Raw genomic sequence first — 17976 nt, 5'->3', positions numbered from 1 at the left:
GAGCAATTCCGGGCTGAAAACGGTTAGACACTTTTGCTGGAATTGCTTTAACGGCTTGGCCTGAGGGCCAGGAAGGGAAAAATCATGGCGAAAGCGGACAACGCCGAACTCGTCTTCGTGCCGCTTGGCGGCGTCGGCGAGATCGGCATGAACTTCGCCCTCTACGGCTACGGCCCGCCGAGCGCGCGCGAGTGGATCGTGATCGATGTCGGCGTCACCTTTCCCGACGCGGCGCATCCGGGCGTCGACCTGATCCTGCCCGACACGCGCTTTATCGAGGAGAACCTCGCCAATTTGCGCGGCATCATCATCACCCACGCGCATGAGGACCACTACGGTGCGCTGCTCGACACTTGGCCGAAGCTGAAGGCGCCGGTCTGGATGACGCCATTCAGCGCCGGGCTGCTGGAAGCCAAGCGGCAGGGCGAGCAGGGCGCACCGAAGATCCCGCTGTCGATCTACCGGGCCGGCGAAAAGTTCACCGTCGGTCCCTTCGAGATCGAAGCCATTCCGGTGGCGCATTCCATCCCCGAGCCGATGTCGCTGGCGATCACCTCGCCGGCCGGCACCGTCATCCATACCGGCGACTGGAAGATCGATCCGGAACCGACGATCGGACCCAAGACCGATGAGGCGCGTTTCCGCGCCTATGGCGACAAGGGCGTGCTGGCGCTGATCTGCGATTCGACCAACGCGCTGCGCGAAGGCGATTCACCCTCGGAAGTGGCCGTGGGCGAGGGCCTGAAAGGTGTCATCCAGGCCGCCAAGGGCCGCGTCGCCGTCACCACTTTTTCCTCCAATGTCGGACGTATCGTCTCGATCGCCCGGGCGGCGCGCGATGCCGGCCGCCAGTGCCTGGTGCTAGGCCGCTCGCTGAAGCGCGTCATCGATGTCGCTGACGAGCTTGGCTACATGGACGGTCTGCCGGAGTTCATCGCCGAGGAGGATTTCGGTTTCATCCCGCGCGAGAACCTGGTCATCATCTGCACCGGCAGCCAGGGCGAGCCGCTGGCGGCGCTGGCGAAACTGTCGCGCGATGAGATGAAATCGGTGTCGCTGACGGCGGGCGACACGGTGGTGTTTTCTTCGCGCACCATTCCCGGTAACGAAAAGGCGATCCTCGAAATCAAGAACCGCCTGATCGATCTCGGCATCAAGATCATCGAGGACGGCGATGCGCTGGTGCATGTCTCCGGCCATCCCCGGCGCAGCGAACTGCGCAAGATGTATGAATGGGTGCGCCCGCAGATAGGCGTTCCCGTACACGGCGAGGCCGCGCATCTGGTGGCGCAGGGTTCGCTGATGTCGATGTCGGGCATCGGCCAGGTGGCGCAGGTGCGCGATGGCGACATGCTGCGGCTGGCGCCGGGTCCCGCGACCATCATCGACCAGGTGCCGTTCGGCCGCGTCTACAAGGACGGCAATCTGATCGGTACCGACCAGGCGATGGGTATTCGCGACCGGCGCAAATTGTCCTTTGCCGGTCATGTCGCGGTCAATGTCGTTCTCGACGATAAGTATGAACTGGCCGGCGATCCCGATCTGGTCGCAATTGGCGTCGCCGAGGCCGATGCCCGTGGCGAGACGCTCGAGGACCTGATGATCGATGCGGCCGTCGGCGCGGTCGATTCGATCCCCCGTCAGCGCCGCAAGGACCTCGACCTGGTGCAGGAGGCGGTGCGGCGCGCGGTACGCGGCGCGGCGAACGAAGCCTGGGGCAAGAAACCGTTGGTGACTGTTTTCGTCACCCGTTGAGAGGGGCAGGGCTGGTCAGACGTTCAACTGATAGCTGACCGGAATCCAGCGAAAGGACCCGCCTATCTGCCCGACATAGCCCAGGCCCGGAAACGGCATGTGATGACCTGCGACGAGCAGGCGTCGTTCCGAAGCCATCCTCAGCAGCCGCTTGCGGGTCTCGATTGCCCTTTCCTTGTCGTCGTCGAAATCGGCATGCCACTCCGGATGCTGGATGGACACGACATAGTGCAGGAAAGCGTCCGACCAGATTAGCAATTGCTGCCCGCCGCTTTCGACAAGGAAGGCCAAAAGCCCGGGAGAGTGACCGGCTGCATCGATGGCAGTGATGCCCGGCATCACTTCGTCTCCAGGCGCTATGAATGTCGCGCGATCGGCCAGTCCGGTGCAAATCCGCCTGAAGAGATCACGGTTGGCCAACCTGGCCGCGCGCACAGCATTTCCTTCGGTCCAGAAGGCGAATTCCGCCGCGCCGAATACATAGCGCGCCCGGCTGAAAACCGGTTCGCCGTTCCGGACAAGCCCGCCAATGTGGTCCGGATGCCCGTGCGTGATGACCACGACATCGATGTCATCGGGGCCGAGCCCAAGGGCTTGCAGACAGCCCAGAAGTGAACTGTCTTCATCTCCGCAGCCAGTGTCGAACAGGATCTTTTCGGAACCGGTGTCGACCAGCGTCGGGACGAAGCAATGTTCGTAGCGATCCGGGTCGATGAAATTCGAGACCGCGAGTTCGTGCACGGCCGCCGGCGGCTGTCCGGCCGCGAAGGCCGATGCAAGCTTGTCTCTGATATCAACGGCGTCGAGCAAAGCGGCAACTTTGAACGACCCGAGATCGAAAGTGAACACGCGGGCGCGGGCAGGGCTGATTCCGGACATTGCCGTTTGTACTTCGCTGATGTCGTTTGCAACAGGTGCGACAGTGCGCTCCTCGTGAAAGGCTGTCGGTCTCGGTTGATTTGACGTATGACGCCAACCTTGGACCTGGGAGAAAAAAGCTCGCCATGCTCGGACGACTGAACCATGTCGCGCTTGCGGTGCCGGATTTGACTGCCGCCATTGCCGCTTACCGCAACACACTCGGCGCCGAAGTGACCGAGCCGCAGGCTTTGCCGGAGCATGGCGTCGCCGTGGTGTTCGTCAATGTCGGCAACACCAAGATCGAATTGCTGGAGCCGCTCGGCGAGAACTCGCCGATCGCGGCATTCCTGGCGAAGAACCCATCGGGCGGCATGCATCATCTCTGCTACGAGGTCGACGATATCCTGGCCGCGCGCGACCAGCTCAAGGCTGCCGGCGCCCGCGTGCTTGGCGACGGCAATCCCAAGTCAGGTGCGCATGGCAAGCCGGTGTTATTCCTGCATCCGAAGGATTTCTTCGGTACGCTGATCGAACTGGAGCAATCATGAGCTGGGTCTCGTTCACCGCCCTGTTTTTCGCGACTTGGTGGGTGGTGCTGTTTGCCGTTCTGCCGTTCAGCGTCAAGACGCAGGATGACGATCATGACGTGACGCTGGGCACGGTTGCGAGCGCGCCGCGCGGGCCGCATATGTTGCGTGCCGTGATCCGCACCACCATCGCGACGGCGATCCTGATGGGCATTTTCTACGGTTTGACGCACGGGCTGGGGTATAGCCTCAACGACATCCCGCACATCGTGCCGGATTTCGGCCAGACCCCAGCGAAATAGAGCGCCCGGTAAGGCTGCTCCCCAAAGGTGCTCCAACGAGATCGGAGCGCTGCGGATGATATTGAGATGCCGCCCCGCCTGCCGGCCACGGGCTGCTGACGCAAGGTCATGTAGCCTGGCAATTCGCGGCGCTAACCAGATGATTGCACAAAAAAAATGCAAGGCACAAGGCCTTGCAATTAAACGCGTCCGATCTGTTTCCGGTGTCCGGCGGCAGCGAATAACCGCGCCTAGATCGCATCCTCCCAAGACTTTGACCGCGTAGGAAGGCAGATTTGTTTCTGCCCTCTCGGTTATCGGGGCACATTAGCCTAACGGAAATGAAAATGTCACGAAGAATTTTGCCTTGAAACGGGCATTCTCGTGCTGCACTGCACAATAGTGCGGCAGGCTTTGCTTTTGAAACGGATAGCCAGGGTTGATAGAGCCTTTGCGGCATGTTCGCGATTGACGCGCGCAAAGAATTGGTGGGCAAATCCGAAGAGGATCGGTGCGTTCCATTGTCGGCGCGGACTGATCCGGAGCGCGGGATTCCGGGACGGAAGGGGCTGATGTGGTGGGATGGCCGGGTTTCCATTCGGTCATGAAATCGCTATGAAGCCGGGGCAAGCAAGCCTGCGCCCCGCCGATTCTGGCGTGGCCATTCTCATTCACGGACCAGTCCATGCGTTTGTCGCGCTATTTCCTGCCTATCCTTAAAGAAAATCCGCGCGAGGCCGAAATCGTCTCGCATCGGCTGATGCTGCGCGCCGGCATGATCCGACAGCAGGGGCAGGGCAGTTTTTCCTGGCTGCCGCTGGGCAAGCGGGTGCTGGACAAGGTCTGCAAGATCATCCGCGAGGAGCAAAACCGCGCCGGCGCGCTGGAGATCCTGATGCCGACCATCCAGTCGGCCGATCTGTGGCGCGAGAGCGGCCGTTACAACGACTACGGCAAGGAGATGCTGCGCATCAAGGACCGTCAGGACCGCGACATGCTCTACGGACCGACCAACGAGGAAATGGTCACCGAGATTTTTCGCGCCTACGTCAAGTCCTACAAGGACCTGCCGCTCAACCTCTACCACATCCAGTGGAAGTTCCGTGACGAGGTGCGGCCGCGCTTCGGCGTGATGCGTTCGCGCGAATTCCTGATGAAGGACGCCTATTCCTTCGATCTCGACTTCGAGGGCGCGCGGGCCGCCTATAACAGGATGTTCGTGTCCTATCTCCGGACCTTCACCCGCATGGGCCTGCAGGCAATCCCGATGCGGGCCGATACCGGACCGATCGGCGGCGATCTCAGCCATGAGTTCATCATCCTGGCCGATACAGGCGAGAGCCAGGTTTTCTGCCATCGCGATTATCTGTCGCTTGCCGTGCCTGGCGCGAACACCGACTTCGCCAATGACGGCGAGATATCGGACATCGTCAAGACGTGGACGACGCCTTACGCCGCTACCGACGAGATGCATGACGAGGCGGCCTGGGAGAAGGTCCCGACAAGTGACCGGGTCTCGGCGCGCGGCATCGAGGTCGGCCATATCTTCCACTTCGGCGAGAAATACTCCAAGCCGATGGGCGCCAAGGTGACCGGCCCCGACGGCAAGGATCATTTCGCCTCCGGCGGCTCCTACGGCATCGGCCCGTCGCGGCTGGTCGCGGCGATCATCGAGGCCAGCCACGACGAGAACGGCATTATCTGGCCGGAAGCGGTGGCGCCGTTCGATATCGGCCTGATCAACATGAAGGCGGGCGACGCCGACTGCGACCGCGTCTGCGACGAGCTCAACGCTGCCTTCACGGCCGCCGGCAAGGACCTTCTCTACGACGATACGGACCAGCGGCCGGGCGGCAAATTCGCCACCGCGGACCTGATCGGCCTGCCCTGGCAAGTGATTGTCGGGCCGCGCGGCGTGGCCGCCGGCGAGGTCGAGATCAAGAATCGCAAGAGCGGCGAGCGCGTGACGCTGCCGATCGCCGACGCGGCAAAACGCTTCGGTGCCGCCGCATGAGCGAGGCGGCGGCAGCGAGATCGGCGGGCGCCGGCCCGTTCTCAATCTTCGAACGCACGGTTGCGTGGCGCTATTTGCGCTCGCGGCGCAAGGAGACGGTGATCTCGGTGATCGCCTCGATCTCCTTTCTCGGCATCATGCTGGGCGTCGCCACGCTGATCGTGGTCATGGCCGTGATGAACGGGTTCCGCGCCGAGCTTTTGACGCGCATACTCGGCGTCAACGGCCATCTGATCGTGCAGCCGCTCGATTCGCCACTCGAGGACTATGCCCAGGTCGCCAGCCGCATCAACGGCGTGTCCGGCGTCAAATACGCTATTCCGCTGATCGATGGCCAGGTGCTGGCGCAAGGCAATGTCGGCGGCGGGACCGGCGCGCTGGTGCGCGGTATCAGGGGTGCAGACCTCGGCAAGATCGCCATCGTGGCCAGCAACATCAAGCAAGGCACGCTCGCCGATTTCGATACCGGCGAGGGCGTCGCCATCGGCAAGCGCATGGCCGAGAATCTCGGCTTGGCGCTCGGCGATACCATCACCTTGATCTCGCCGGACGGGGATGTGACGCCGCTCGGCACCACACCGCGCATGAAGGGCTACAAGATCGCCGCGATCTTCGAAGTCGGCATGTCGGAGTATGACAGCTCCATCGTCTACATGCCGTTCTCCGAAGCGCAGCTCTATTTCAACATGGACGGCCGGGCGCAGACGATCGAGATCTATGTCGACAATCCCGATGATGTCGATGCGCTGAAACCGAAGGTGGAAGAGGCGGCGCAACGCCCCATCGACCTCGTCGACTGGCGCCAGCGCAACGAGACCTTCTTTTCCGCCCTTCAGGTCGAGCGCAACGTGATGTTCATGATCCTGACGCTGATCGTGCTGGTGGCGGCGCTCAACATTATTTCCGGACTGATCATGCTAGTGAAGGACAAGGGGCATGACATCGCCATCCTGCGCACCATGGGCGCCTCGCGCAGCGCCATCCTGCGCATCTTCCTGATGACTGGAGCGGCGATCGGCGTGACGGGCACGCTCGCCGGCGTGCTGCTCGGCGTCCTGATCTGCACCAACATCGAATCGATCCGCCAGTTCTTCTCCTGGATGACCGGCAAGGTGCTGTTCAATCCGGAGCTGTATTTCCTCAGCCAGTTGCCGGCCAAGATGGATCCGCGCGAGACGACCTACGTCATCATCATGGCGCTGGCGTTGTCCTTCCTGGCAACGGTGTTTCCAGCCTGGCGGGCGGCCCGCCTCGATCCGGTCGAAGCGTTGAGGTATGAGTAGTGGCCGAGGTCATTATCGAGCTGAAGAGCGTCGAGCGGCACTATGTCCAGGGGCCGCGCAAGCTCACCATCCTGAACGGCGCCGACTTCTCGCTGCGGCGCGGCGAAATGGTGGCGTTGGTGGCGCCGTCGGGCACCGGCAAGTCGACGCTGCTGCATACGGCGGGCCTGCTGGAGCGTCCCGACGCCGGAGACGTGATCTTGTCCGGCCGCGCCTGCGGCCGGTTGTCCGACGACGAGCGCACCTCGATCCGCCGCAACGATGTCGGCTTCGTCTATCAGTTCCATCATTTGCTGCCGGAGTTTTCGGCGCTGGAAAACATCATGATGCCGCAGCTCATCAAGGGGCTGCCGCGCAAGGAAGCGGGCGAGCGCGCCGCGCAACTGCTCGACTACATGCAGATCGGCAAGCGGGCGTCGCACCGACCATCCGAGCTGTCCGGCGGCGAGCAGCAGCGTGTCGCCATTGCGCGAGCTGTCGCCAATGCGCCGCTGGTGCTGCTCGCCGACGAGCCGACCGGCAATCTGGACCCGGTCACCGCCTCCTATGTGTTCGAGGCGCTGGAGGCGCTGGTGCGGCAATCGGGTCTCGCCGCGCTGATCGCCACCCACAATCACGAACTGGCATCGCGCATGGACCGGCGCGTCACACTCTCCGACGGCAAGGTGGTGCCGCTTTAGTCTGTGCGTCAGGTGTTGCCGGCCTGACCTGAAACTCAACACCTGCGTGTTTCGCGAGTGCCCGACGCCCGCCATTTCCCCTGCCTGTTGATAGGCGCGGGCTGTCAACCTTTTCTTAACTCTGCCGATCTGATCGCCCGGAGATTTTGGATGCGGTCGGATTCTGTTCGTTGACAATGGAACAAAATTAGAACAAATTAGAAACATATCCACAACAGGAGAGAGTTATGACCGATTTGGTTCAGGATGTCATCTCGCTGGTTTGCATGAGTGCGTTTCTTGTTTCCATGGCGATCTGGATCGGAGCCATGTGAGTTCGCGGCATCCGCCATCGCTATTTCCCGATGGCCGTAAGCCGCTCCGCCGTTAAGCTTTTCTTGCCGCCGCGACGTTAGGGTGCGCCTCCAGGCAGGAGCAACGTCCAGGTGTCGCCTATCGTCACGGCCATTCTCGTGGCCAGCAATCTCGGGCTGATCTTTCTCTTGATGACCGTGCCGCTCGGTTTGCGCACGGTCCGGTCGAGCCGCGTCGTGGCAATGGACCGGCAGCGCCTGTGGCAAGCGCTGTGGCCACTTGGCAGCGATGCCGGCTGGTCCGGCGAGATCCTGTCGGCGCAGCCGCTGGACGAAGGGGGCGTGGCCCGCATCATGCTGTCGTGGGAAGGCCGCGACGGCAAGCCGATCGAGCGCAGGGCGCGGTTTGAAGACGTCGTCGAAGGCAGCCGCTTCTCGATGCGGGTGATCGAGGACACCGCGCTCGATGGCTCGTTCTGGAAGGATTATGGCGAGACCGCCGAACTGGTTTCGCAGGGCGGCGGCACACGCGTGACGCTCAGCCGCACAGACCGGTATCGCGGCGTCGCTTTCCTGGTGTTCCGTTACTTCGCCATGCGCCGCGAGCTCTCCAAGCTGCAGTGTTGGGCAAGGACCGGGCAGTACCGCAAGGGCGGCTGGTTCGAGCATCCGCTGAGCCAGGTCGGCTTTGCCGTGCTGTCGGCGTTGATGCTGTGGCCGTTCTTCGGCCTTCACCTCGGCGGGCTAGCGCTGGCCGCGATCCTGACGTCGGTGGTGGCACTGCACGAACTCGGCCACATGGCGGCGTTTCGGCTGACGGGCCATCGCAGGGCGCGGATGATCTTCATCCCGCTGCTTGGCGGCATCGCCATTGGCGGCCGGCCCTACAACAGCCGTTTCGAAGTGGCCTTCGTGGCGTTGATGGGGGCGGGGTTCTCAGCCTTCCTGGTGCCGATCGTCATTGCCGCCAGCGTGCTTGCCGGCGGCGAGGGCCACAAGGCCGCGGCCGCGCTGCTGGCCGCGCTTGCGGGCTGCGTGGCCCTGTTCAACATCGCCAATCTGGTGCCGGTGTGGAAATTCGACGGCGGCCAAGTGCTGCGCCAGATCTGCCCGGGGCCAATCGTCCTGGCGCTGGCGTCCTTCTCGCTGCTTTCGGCCTTTCTGGCGCTCGGCTGGCGGGCTGGTTTTTCGTCGGGCTTCCTGCTGGCGGCCGGTGCGGTGTTTTCGATCCTCAGCCTGCTCACCGTCGGCAGCGGCGTGAAGCCACGTCACGAACTGGAGCCGATCGGCACCGTTGACCGTCTCGTCATCGCAGGGGCCTTGCTGGCGGTGTTCGCCATCCATGGCTGCGGCGTGTTGTGGGCGTCGGCCCAACTGATCTGACGCGCGGTCAGCCGGTCTTGCGGGCCACTTCGGCGGGCAAGGCCACGGCTGCACCGAACACATCCTTGAACGCGGATTTCAGCGCGAGATCGAGATCGGCCATCGTCACGGGAAGGCCAAGGTCGACGAGGCTGGTGACGCCATGGTCCTGCACGCCGCAGGGCACGATGCCGCCGAAATGGGAAAGGTCCGGCTCGACATTGATGGCTATGCCGTGAAAACTGACCCAGCGCCGCAGCCTGATGCCGATTGCCGCGATCTTGTCCTCGCCCAGTGAGCCGTCCGGCAAGGCGGGGCGATCGGGCCGCACCACCCAGACACCGACCCGGTCCTCGCGGCGCTCGCCGCGCACGTTGAAGGCGGCGAGCGTACCGATGATCCACTGTTCGAGTGCGGCGACGAAGGCGCGCACGTCCTCGCGCCGGCGCTTCAGGTCGAGCATGACATAGGCAACCCGCTGGCCGGGCCCGTGATAGGTGTATTCGCCGCCGCGACCGGCCGCGAAGACCGGAAAGCGGTCAGGCTCGATCAGGTCCTCGATGCGGGCGCTGGTGCCGGCGGTGTAGAGAGGCGGATGCTCGACCAGCCAGACCATCTCGCCGGCGGCTCCGCTGCGGATCGCCTCGGCGCGCGCCTCCATGAAGGCCAGCGCATCGGGATAGGCGGTAAGGCCAGGTTCGACCAGCCATTCTACCGGCGCCGAACCAGGCAACGGGAGGAACGACGTGGCGATCTGGCTGCGTTCTGTCATGGTGTGTCGCTTTTGCTTATACATGTCGTGGTCCCAAAACCGCCTTGCACTTTTGGGCGACATGCCTTTGGCCTCCATATGGCGACATCAGGCGCAAACGTCCAGTTCCGGATGCTCATTGCAATCCTGTGGAACGTTATGCCAATTGCCGGACATTATTGCTCATCGCGCACTTGTTTCGCCGGAAACGATTTGCTACACGCCGCGAGCCGGTCGGTTCCGGCTCCTACCACGTGCGGTCGTGGCGGAATTGGTAGACGCGCAGCGTTGAGGTCGCTGTGGGGCAACCCGTGGAAGTTCGAGTCTTCTCGACCGCACCAAAATTTCCTGAAGCAAGCCTTCGGACGCCTTGATGTCAACGCCGGCAATCTGGCGATCATCAGATCATGAGTACGGTGCCGACCTTCCTATAAGGGCCGGACCTCGGGTCCATTCGGCAGATCGATGGTCAGGACGAGGCCGCTTGGCTGGTTGTCGTGCAACTCGATCTTGCCGCTGATTGGAAGAGACCGTTGGCGGCGCATTCCAGTCGCGCCGCCTCGTGCTCGGCAACGGCCCGCGGCCGCTTGTTGGTGAAGGTTAGGCCGCCTTCTTCGTTCGCTCCAGCGTATCGGCCACCACATCGCCGAAGGACGACGGCGTCGGCACGATGATGACGCCGGCCTCTTTCAGGATCTCGACCTTCTCCTGCGCCGACTCGCCGAAGGCCGAGATGATGGCGCCGGCATGGCCCATGCGGCGGCCTTTCGGGGCCGAAAGCCCGGCGATGTAGGCGATCAGAGGCTTGCGCATATTGTCACGCGCCCAGATCGCGGCTTCCGCTTCCTGCGGTCCGCCGATCTCGCCGATCATCACCACTGCGTCGGTTTCGTCATCCTGCTCGAACAGCTTCAGAACGTCCTTGAAGGAGGAGCCGTTGATCGGATCGCCGCCGATGCCGACGCTGGTCGATACACCGATGCCGAGCGCCTTCATCTGCGAGGCGGCCTCGTAGCCCAGCGTGCCCGAGCGGCCGACGATGCCGACGCGGCCAGGAAGGTAGATCGAGCCGGGCATGATGCCCATCAGCGCCTGTCCGGGCGTGATGATGCCGGCGCAATTCGGCCCGACCAGCCGCATGCGGTCCTCGAAGCGGTAGCGGCGCATGTAGCGCTTGACCTGCATCATGTCCTGCGAGGGGATGCCGTCGGTGATGCAGACGCAGAGCTTTATCCCCGCATCCGCGGCCTCCATGATCGAATCGGCGGCGAAGGGCGGCGGCACGAAGACGATGCTCGCCTCGGCGCGGGTTTCGCGCACCGCGCCCTTGACGGTGTTGAAGATCGGCAGGCCAAGATGCGTCTGGCCACCCTTGCCGGGGGTGACGCCGCCGACGAGCTTGGTGCCGTAGCGCTTCATGTCCTCGGCATGGAAACTGCCGATCTTGCCGGTGAAACCTTGCACGATGACGCGCGTGCTGCGGTTGAGCAGGATTGCCATTTTTCTGTCCTCCCTCAGGCTGCTTTTTTCTTGGTGGCCGCGCGCCACGCGGCGACGGCTTTTTCGGCGGCTTCGGCGAGCGTGTCGGCGACGATCACCGCCTCGCCGGAATCGGCCAGGATCTTGCGCCCTTCCTCGGCCCTGGTGCCGGAAAGCCGCACCACCAGCGGCACGTTGACGCCGACCTCGCGGATCGCCTTGATGACGCCCTCGGCGACCCAGTCGCAACGGTTGATGCCGGCAAAGATGTTGACCAGGATGGTCTCGACATTCTTGTCGCCGAGCACCGCGCGGAAGGATTTCGCCACCCGCTCGGGCGAAGCGCCGCCGCCGATGTCGAGGAAGTTCGCCGGCTCGCCGCCGGCGATCTTGATCATGTCCATGGTCGCCATGGCGAGCCCGGCGCCGTTGATGATGCAGCCGATATTGCCGTCGAGGCCGACATAGGAGAGGCCACGGTCGCTGGCGAAGGTTTCGCGCGGGTCTTCCTGGCTCTTGTCGCGCAATTCGGAGATTTCGGGCCGCCGGAACAGCGCGTTCTCGTCGAACGACATCTTGGCGTCGAGGGCGACCAGGCTGCCGTCGCGGGTCACCACCAACGGATTGATCTCCAGCATCGAGGCGTCGTAGTCGCGGAACACCTGGTAACAGCTGAAGATGGTCTCGGTCGCCTTGCCGATCAGGCTGTCCTCCAGCCCGAGCCCGAAGGCGATCTCGCGCGCCTGGAAGCGCTGCATGCCGACGCCCGGATCGACGGTGGCACGGATGATGGAATCCGGCGCTCTTTCGGCAATCTCCTCGATCTCAATGCCGCCGGCGGCCGAGGCGACGATCATGACGCGCTCTTCCTTGCGGTCGAGCACGAAGCCGAGATAGAGCTCCTGCGCGATGTCGACGGCTTCCTCCAGATAGAGGCGCGAGATCAGCTTGCCGCGCGGGCCGGTCTGGTGGGTCACCAGCTTGCGCCCGAGCATGGCTTCGGCGGCGCTGGAGATCTCCTCGTCATTGGCGCAAAGCTTGATGCCACCGGCCTTGCCACGGGCACCGGAATGAACCTGCGCCTTCAGCACCCATTTGCCGCCGCCGATCTCGCGCGCCCGGTAGGTCGCCTGTTCGGGACTGTAAGCCAGGCCACCGCGCGGCACATGCACTCCATGCCGGGCGAGCAGTTCCTTGGCCTGATATTCGTGGATGTCCATTTTTTCTCCTCCCCAAATCGTCGAAGTGCCGCGACGCGCGGTTCTCGTTGGCTAGTTAAGCTGGCCGGCGCGTTCGATGGCGTCATTAACCACCAGCACGTTGCGCGCCATGCGTTCCGATGCGGCGTCGATCATCTTGCCGTCGAGCGCGGCAGCACCCTTGCCCTGCGCCTCGGCTTCCTTCAGCACTTCGAGGATGCGGCGGGCGCGCGTGACTTCCTTCTCCGGCGGCGAGAACATCTCGTTGGCCAAGGCAATCTGCGAGGGATGGATCGCCCATTTGCCTTCGATACCGAGTGCGGCCGCGCGCCTGGCGGCCGCCTTGTAGCCTTCCGGATCGGAGAAATCGCCGAACGGCCCGTCGATGGCGCGCAACCCATAGGCGCGGCAGGCGACGGTCATGCGCGACAGCGCGAAATGCCACTGGTCGCCGGGATAGTCGGGGTTGAGGCCGCCGATATTGACGGTGCGTGCCTTGTTGCTGGCGGCATAGTCGGCAACACCGAAATGCATGGCTTCCAGCCGGCCTGGCGTCGCGGCAATCGCCTCGACATTGGCCATGCCGAGCGCGGTCTCGATCAGCGCTTCCAGGCCGACACGGGTCTTGAATCCCTTGGCCATCTCGATCTGGTTGACCATGGCCTCGACCATATAGAGGTCGGCCGGCACGCCGACCTTCGGCACCAGGATGGTGTCCAGCCGGTCGCCGGCCTGTTCCATCACGTCGACGACGTCCCGGTACATGTAGTGGGTGTCGAGGCCGTTGATGCGCACCGATACGGTCTTGCCCTTGGCGCGCCAGTCGATGTCGTTCAGGGCCTGGATGATGTTCTTGCGGGCGCGTTCCTTGTCGGGCGGGGCGACAGCGTCCTCGATGTCGAGGAAGACGAAGTCGGCGGCGCTGTTGGCCGCCTTGTCGATCATCTCCGGGCTGGAGCCGGGAACCGCCAGCTCGCTGCGCTGGAGCCTGAGTTTCTTGAGGTGGTTGATGGTGTGGCTCATCTTCTGTCCCCTCAGGCCGCTTCGGCGACCGGCATTGCCGCCGAGGCGCGGAAATGCTGGATGGCGGCACCGACGCCGGAGCCCGGCGCCAGCCGCACGCCGCAATCGAGCAGCGCCATCTCAGCTGACGACAGCGAGGCCAGCACCATCACCTCGTTGAGCCAGCCGAGATGGCCAATGCGGAAAACTTTGCCGAACACCTTGTTGAGGCCGCCGCCGAGCGACGTCTGGTAGGCCTGGTAGGCGCGCTTGACGACGTCGCCGCTGTCGATGCCATCAGGCACGAGGATGGCGCTGACCGTGTCCGAATGCCATTTCGGCGCCTTGGCGCAGAGCTTCAGGCCCCAGGCATCGACCGCCTTGCGCACGCCTTCGGCGAGGCGATGGTGACGGGCGAAGATGGCGTCGAGCCCTTCATCCTCGATCAGGTCGAGCGAGGCGCGCAGGCCGCGCAGGAGCTGTGTTGCCGGCGTGTAGGGAAAATAGCCGGCATCGTTGGCACGGATCATGTCCTCGAAGGAGAAGAAGCAGCGCTGGTGGGTGGCGGTTCTGGAAGCCACGAGCGCCTTCTTGCTGACCGACAGGAAGCCGAGGCCGGCCGGCAGCATGAAGCCTTTCTGCGAACCGCTGACGGCGCAGTCGACACCCCATTCTTCCTGGCGAAAGTCGATCGAGCCGATCGACGAGACGCCGTCGACGAAAAGCAGGGCAGGGTGGTTCGCATCGTCGAGCGCTGCGCGGCAGCCGGCGACGTCGCTGGTGACGCCGGTCGCCGTCTCGTTCTGGGTGCAGAAGATCGCCTTGATGCGGTGCGTCTTGTCCGCCTTCAGCCGCTCGGCATAGAGGTCAAGCGGAACGCCGGTTCCCCATTCGCAGTCGATCACGTCGACCTCGAAGCCGAGCCGCTCGGCCATGTCGACCCACAGATGGGAGAACTGACCGAAGCGAGACATCAAAACGCGGTCGCCGGGGCTGAGCACATTGGTCATCGCCGCTTCCCAGGCACCGGTGCCGGAGGACGGATAGATGAAGACGCGGCCGGTCTCGTTCTTGAAGACGCTTTTGATGTCTTCGAACAGTGGCAGGGTGAGGTCGGGGAAGGTGGCCGCGCGCATGTCCTCCATCGGCAGGTTCATCGCCTGCCGCACCTGTTCGGGGATATTGGTCGGCCCGGGAATGAAAAGATGGGTGAAACCGGCCATGTGCGAACTCCTCCTGATCCAGCAAAGCGGTGGTGGGGAGTTTCGTTTCGACGGCTGATGTCAACAATACCTTGGCGGGTAAGAACTTGCCGCGTGCGGGTGGGTATGGCCTACCCGGTTGCCCTACCCGAAAGGCTGCTTCTGGCTGCGCCTCTCTCGTGAATAGAGCGCGACCGCCATGGCGCGGTTGCGGACGTCCAGCTTGTCGTAGAGATTCTTGAGATGGTACTTCACCGTATTCTCGGAGATCCCGGTCCGGGTCGCGATCTGCAAATTGGTCCAGCCATCTGACAGTACCGCCAGCAGTTCACGCTCGCGCACGGTAAGCCGGGACAGAGGCGTGTCGTTGACCTTGTTGATGTCGATATAGGGGATGCAGATGCGGCCGTGCGCGACAGCCAGGATCGTGTCGAAAATGATGGCGGGATCGTCGAACTGGAAGCAGTAGCCTTGCGCGCCGAGGCGCACACACTGTTTCAGGATACCGATGTCATGGTCATTTGAGAAGATCGCGATGCGGATGTTGAGCTTGCGGCCCTGGACCTCGGCCAGGACGTCCGCGCCGTCCATGTCGGAGAGCTTCCAGCCGATCACGGCGACATCGAACTCCTGTACCGCTGCAAGCTCCAGGAAATGCCTGCCGCTTTGTACCGAGGCCAAAAGTTCGAAGCGCCCGTCGCAGTCCAGCATTTCGCGCAGAGCCGATATGACGAGCGGATTGCGTTCGGCCACGACCACGCGAACGCGCCGCTCTTCGATTGCCTTGTTCTCTGTCCGTGACCTGATCTTCAAGGGCTTCCGGCTTTTTGTTGCGGCCTGGCGGGCCAGCCGATGCCTGGACCTGCATCATGACGATTCTGCTCCAATGGCGCGGGGGTGCTCTTTCCCCAGCGACATCGGCTGTCGCGCCGCAGGAAGCCGAAGCGTGGCCTGCTTTTGATGAAATCGACAGTTCGCGCGGGCATGACAACTCGGCATCGGTGAGCGGGCAGGCATGTGTTTGGCCTGAAATTCCCGTGCGTTGGAAGAACATGTTGCGAAGTTGAAGCGTTCCGGGTCGCCGTCACTTTTGTATGGGCACCGGACCGAAAACCGGTTTCCACTTTGCGGACTCATGGTCTAGACCTGATTTGCACCTTTTCCGGATTCTGATGGCGGGAGGCGCTGGTGGAAGGCCAGGACGAACGGACGACCGGCGCCAGGGCCGCCGACGAGCACCACGCTGATATCTATGGCGAGGACGGTGCCGTCCTATCGTCCTTCCTTGCCCAGATTGGTGCGGCGATCGCCGATCGCGATACGCTGACCCTCAAGCGCCAAGTCGACGACCTGCATCAGTCGGAACTTGGCGACCTCATCGAGGCGCTGCACCCCGAACAGCGGCGCGCGCTGGTCGAGCTGCTGGGCGCCGACTTCGATTTTTCCGCGCTGACCGAAGTCGACGAGGCGATCCGCATGGATATCGTCGATAACCTGCCCAATGCGCAGATCGCGCAAGCCGTGCAGGCACTCGATTCCGACGATGCGGTCTACATCCTCGAAGACCTGGAACCGGAAGACCAGGACGAGATCCTGTCGCAGCTGCCGTTCACCGAGCGGATCAGGCTGCGCCGTTCGCTCGACTACCCGGAAGAGACCGCCGGGCGGCGCATGCAGACCGAGTTCGTCGCGGTGCCGCCTTTCTGGACCATCGGCCAGACCATCGACTACATGCGCGAGGACAAGAACCTTCCCGACCGCTTCAGCCAGATCTTCGTCATCGATCCGACCTTCAAGCTGTTGGGCGCCATCGATCTCGACCAGATCCTGCGCACCAAGCGCGCGGTCAAGGTCGAGGAAGTCATGCATGAGACGCGGCACGCCATCCCGGCCACCATGGACCAGGAAGAGGCGGCGCGGGACTTCGAACAATACGACCTTTTGTCGGCCGCCGTCGTCGACGAGAACGAGCGGCTGGTCGGCGTGCTGACCATCGACGACGTCGTCGACGTCATCCAGCAGGAAGCGGAGGAGGACCTGCTGCGCATGGGCGGCGTCGGCGACGAGGAGCTCTCCGACAGCATTCTGGCGACCTCGCGCTCGCGCGTTCCCTGGCTGCTCGTCAATCTGCTGACGGCATTTTTGGCGGCATCGGTGATCGGCCTGTTCGATCGCACGATCGAGCATATCGTCGCCCTCGCCGTGCTGATGCCGATCGTGGCCGGCATGGGCGGCAATGCTGGTTCGCAGACCATGACCGTCACCGTGCGGGCGCTGGCGACCAGGGATCTCGACATCTACAATGCCGGCCGCATTATCCGCCGCGAAATGGGCGTCGGCTTCATCAACGGCATCGTCTTCGCGATCCTGATCGGCATCGTCGCGGCTGTCTGGTTCCATGACCCCAATCTGGGCGGCATCATCGCGGCGGCGATGATCATCAACATGTTCGTGGCGGCCCTTGCCGGCATCCTGATCCCGTTGCTGCTCGACCGGTTCAAGGTCGATCCCGCGGTCGCTTCGGCGGTTTTCGTCACCACCGTTACCGATGTCGTTGGATTCTTTGCCTTCCTCGGCCTTGCGACCTGGTGGTTCGGCGTCCGGTAAGCGTCTTAATTGACTTTTACGTAAATGCCGTGCGAGGCTCGTGCGGGGTGCCGCGTCGATTCCGGCGGGCAAGGGTTTGGTTCGGGACAGATGGGCGACGCCGCATGGCGATCACCCGGAATTCCGGCATGGAGTGACAATGCGGGAATATTATTCGATCACCGAACTGACCCGCGAATTCGACGTGTCGACGCGGACGCTGCGTTTTTACGAAGACGAGGGACTGGTGCAGCCGGTGCGGCGCGGCCGTACGCGGCTGTTTCGCCCTTCCGACCGTCACCTCATCCGGCAAATCATGCGCGGAAAACGGCTCGGCTTCTCGATCAACGAGATCCGCGAGATCATCCAGATGTACAAGGAGCCGCCGGGCGAGGTCGGGCAGCTCAAGCTGATGATCAAGCGCATCGAGGAAAAGCGCGAGGACCTCAGGCAAAAGCGCCGGGACCTCGAGGAGACGCTGGCCGAACTCGATCAGGCCGAGGAGTCTTGCGTCGAGCGGCTGGTCGAGCTCGGGGTCAACACCTAGCCGAAATTTCGAGATGTTGGCGGGACAGCGCCCAGGACAGCGCCCCCCTCTGTCCTGCCGGACATCTCCCCCTTGAGGGCAGGGGAATCGCATATGGCGTTTTGGGAGTTGAAATTGGTCTGAGAAGAGATTCTTTGGGAAGGCAGTCCAGCGA

Annotated in this window: 17 protein-coding genes and 1 tRNA gene; 11 read left to right on the top strand and 7 right to left on the bottom strand. The window is 63.2% G+C overall.

The window, feature by feature from the left end; all coding sequences use genetic code 11:
* Nucleotides 1-84 precede the first annotated feature (84 nt).
* Nucleotides 85-1755: a ribonuclease J gene (locus tag FJ492_RS04650; RefSeq protein WP_027145283.1), complete on the top strand. Its 1671-nt coding sequence runs from the start codon at nucleotides 85-87 to the stop codon at nucleotides 1753-1755.
* Nucleotides 1756-1770: 15 nt separating this feature from the next.
* On the opposite strand, the gene FJ492_RS04645 is transcribed toward FJ492_RS04650, so the two are convergent.
* Nucleotides 1771-2634, bottom strand: a complete 864-nt coding sequence (locus FJ492_RS04645; RefSeq protein WP_140768719.1) for an MBL fold metallo-hydrolase — start codon at nucleotides 2632-2634, stop codon at nucleotides 1771-1773.
* A gap of 125 nt (nucleotides 2635-2759) precedes the next feature.
* Here FJ492_RS04645 and mce point away from each other — a divergent pair, with 125 nt between their 5' ends.
* From mce to FJ492_RS04615, 6 genes are all read left to right on the top strand, one after another.
* Complete coding sequence (gene mce, locus FJ492_RS04640) at nucleotides 2760-3164, top strand: methylmalonyl-CoA epimerase (protein WP_140502575.1); 405 nt, start codon at nucleotides 2760-2762, stop codon at nucleotides 3162-3164.
* Complete coding sequence (locus FJ492_RS04635; protein ID WP_140502576.1) at nucleotides 3161-3445, top strand: DUF1467 family protein; 285 nt, start codon at nucleotides 3161-3163, stop codon at nucleotides 3443-3445. Before mce ends, FJ492_RS04635 begins: the two co-directional genes overlap by 4 nt.
* Nucleotides 3446-4109: 664 nt before the next feature.
* Nucleotides 4110-5438: a proline--tRNA ligase gene (proS, locus tag FJ492_RS04630; protein ID WP_140502577.1), complete on the top strand. Its 1329-nt coding sequence runs from the start codon at nucleotides 4110-4112 to the stop codon at nucleotides 5436-5438.
* A complete protein-coding gene (locus tag FJ492_RS04625) occupies nucleotides 5435-6721 on the top strand; it encodes a lipoprotein-releasing ABC transporter permease subunit (RefSeq protein WP_140768717.1) in 1287 nt (428 codons plus the stop codon). Before proS ends, FJ492_RS04625 begins: the two co-directional genes overlap by 4 nt.
* Complete coding sequence (locus tag FJ492_RS04620; protein WP_027145277.1) at nucleotides 6721-7401, top strand: ABC transporter ATP-binding protein; 681 nt, start codon at nucleotides 6721-6723, stop codon at nucleotides 7399-7401. Before FJ492_RS04625 ends, FJ492_RS04620 begins: the two co-directional genes overlap by 1 nt.
* A 425-nt stretch (nucleotides 7402-7826) precedes the next feature.
* Nucleotides 7827-9077 (top strand): site-2 protease family protein, encoded by a 1251-nt coding sequence (locus FJ492_RS04615; protein WP_140768715.1) that lies wholly within the window; start codon nucleotides 7827-7829, stop codon nucleotides 9075-9077.
* Nucleotides 9078-9084: 7 nt separating this feature from the next.
* Here the strand turns inward: FJ492_RS04615 and lipB are convergent, their stop codons facing one another.
* The gene (gene lipB, locus FJ492_RS04610; protein WP_140716019.1) at nucleotides 9085-9828 is read right to left on the bottom strand and encodes a lipoyl(octanoyl) transferase LipB; all 744 of its coding nucleotides are present in this window, start codon (nucleotides 9826-9828) and stop codon (nucleotides 9085-9087) included.
* Nucleotides 9829-10063: 235 nt separating this feature from the next.
* Here lipB and FJ492_RS04605 point away from each other — a divergent pair.
* Nucleotides 10064-10148: transfer RNA gene (locus tag FJ492_RS04605), tRNA-Leu, on the top strand.
* Nucleotides 10149-10407: 259 nt separating this feature from the next.
* Here FJ492_RS04605 and sucD read toward each other — a convergent pair.
* The 5 genes from sucD to FJ492_RS04580 all read right to left on the bottom strand — a co-directional run bounded on the left by sucD (nucleotide 10408) and on the right by FJ492_RS04580 (nucleotide 15502).
* On the bottom strand, nucleotides 10408-11307 hold the full coding sequence (sucD, locus tag FJ492_RS04600) for a succinate--CoA ligase subunit alpha (RefSeq protein ID WP_140502582.1): 900 nt from the start codon (nucleotides 11305-11307) through the stop codon (nucleotides 10408-10410).
* A 14-nt stretch (nucleotides 11308-11321) separates the two neighbouring features.
* The gene (locus tag FJ492_RS04595; RefSeq protein WP_140502584.1) at nucleotides 11322-12506 is read right to left on the bottom strand and encodes a malate--CoA ligase subunit beta; all 1185 of its coding nucleotides are present in this window, start codon (nucleotides 12504-12506) and stop codon (nucleotides 11322-11324) included.
* A gap of 51 nt (nucleotides 12507-12557) precedes the next feature.
* Complete coding sequence (locus FJ492_RS04590; RefSeq protein ID WP_140768713.1) at nucleotides 12558-13508, bottom strand: CoA ester lyase; 951 nt, start codon at nucleotides 13506-13508, stop codon at nucleotides 12558-12560.
* Nucleotides 13509-13519: 11 nt separating this feature from the next.
* Complete coding sequence (locus tag FJ492_RS04585) at nucleotides 13520-14710, bottom strand: aminotransferase class V-fold PLP-dependent enzyme (RefSeq protein ID WP_140502586.1); 1191 nt, start codon at nucleotides 14708-14710, stop codon at nucleotides 13520-13522.
* Nucleotides 14711-14833: 123 nt separating this feature from the next.
* Nucleotides 14834-15502 carry a response regulator transcription factor gene (locus FJ492_RS04580; RefSeq protein ID WP_140768711.1) on the bottom strand — a complete coding sequence of 223 codons (669 nt, stop codon included), beginning with the start codon at nucleotides 15500-15502 and terminating at the stop codon, nucleotides 14834-14836.
* A 56-nt stretch (nucleotides 15503-15558) separates the two neighbouring features.
* Between FJ492_RS04580 and FJ492_RS04575 the strand changes: the two genes are divergently transcribed.
* The 3 genes from FJ492_RS04575 (at nucleotide 15559) to FJ492_RS04565 (ending at nucleotide 17822) form a co-directional block, all read left to right on the top strand.
* Nucleotides 15559-15756: a hypothetical protein gene (locus FJ492_RS04575; RefSeq protein WP_140768709.1), complete on the top strand. Its 198-nt coding sequence runs from the start codon at nucleotides 15559-15561 to the stop codon at nucleotides 15754-15756.
* Nucleotides 15757-15877: 121 nt separating this feature from the next.
* Complete coding sequence (gene mgtE, locus FJ492_RS04570; protein WP_140716025.1) at nucleotides 15878-17296, top strand: magnesium transporter; 1419 nt, start codon at nucleotides 15878-15880, stop codon at nucleotides 17294-17296.
* Nucleotides 17297-17435: 139 nt separating this feature from the next.
* Nucleotides 17436-17822, top strand: coding sequence for a MerR family DNA-binding transcriptional regulator (locus tag FJ492_RS04565; RefSeq protein WP_006203215.1), 387 nt, complete (start codon nucleotides 17436-17438; stop codon nucleotides 17820-17822).
* Nucleotides 17823-17976: the final 154 nt, after the last annotated feature.

The organism is Mesorhizobium sp. B2-5-4 (assembly GCF_006441095.1).
Lineage (GTDB): Bacteria > Pseudomonadota > Alphaproteobacteria > Rhizobiales > Rhizobiaceae > Mesorhizobium > Mesorhizobium salmacidum.
Note: the sequence above shows the minus strand (reverse complement) of the source record. Positions and strands in the feature narration are given on the sequence as shown.

Bases quoted from the DNA above. Each gene is read 5' to 3' on its own strand.
- FJ492_RS04590 (WP_140768713.1), bottom strand. From the start codon at position 13,508: ATGAGCCACACCATCAACCACCTCAAGAAACTCAGGCTCCAGCGCAGC.
- FJ492_RS04585 (WP_140502586.1), bottom strand. From the start codon at position 14,710: ATGGCCGGTTTCACCCATCTTTTCATTCCCGGGCCGACCAATATCCCC.
- mce (WP_140502575.1), top strand. From the start codon at position 2,760: ATGCTCGGACGACTGAACCATGTCGCGCTTGCGGTGCCGGATTTGACT.
- FJ492_RS04565 (WP_006203215.1), top strand. From the start codon at position 17,436: ATGCGGGAATATTATTCGATCACCGAACTGACCCGCGAATTCGACGTG.
- sucD (WP_140502582.1), bottom strand. From the start codon at position 11,307: ATGGCAATCCTGCTCAACCGCAGCACGCGCGTCATCGTGCAAGGTTTC.
- FJ492_RS04645 (WP_140768719.1), bottom strand. From the start codon at position 2,634: ATGTCCGGAATCAGCCCTGCCCGCGCCCGCGTGTTCACTTTCGATCTC.
- lipB (WP_140716019.1), bottom strand. From the start codon at position 9,828: ATGACAGAACGCAGCCAGATCGCCACGTCGTTCCTCCCGTTGCCTGGT.
- FJ492_RS04575 (WP_140768709.1), top strand. From the start codon at position 15,559: ATGACGATTCTGCTCCAATGGCGCGGGGGTGCTCTTTCCCCAGCGACA.
- FJ492_RS04625 (WP_140768717.1), top strand. From the start codon at position 5,435: ATGAGCGAGGCGGCGGCAGCGAGATCGGCGGGCGCCGGCCCGTTCTCA.
- FJ492_RS04650 (WP_027145283.1), top strand. From the start codon at position 85: ATGGCGAAAGCGGACAACGCCGAACTCGTCTTCGTGCCGCTTGGCGGC.
- FJ492_RS04595 (WP_140502584.1), bottom strand. From the start codon at position 12,506: ATGGACATCCACGAATATCAGGCCAAGGAACTGCTCGCCCGGCATGGA.
- FJ492_RS04635 (WP_140502576.1), top strand. From the start codon at position 3,161: ATGAGCTGGGTCTCGTTCACCGCCCTGTTTTTCGCGACTTGGTGGGTG.
- proS (WP_140502577.1), top strand. From the start codon at position 4,110: ATGCGTTTGTCGCGCTATTTCCTGCCTATCCTTAAAGAAAATCCGCGC.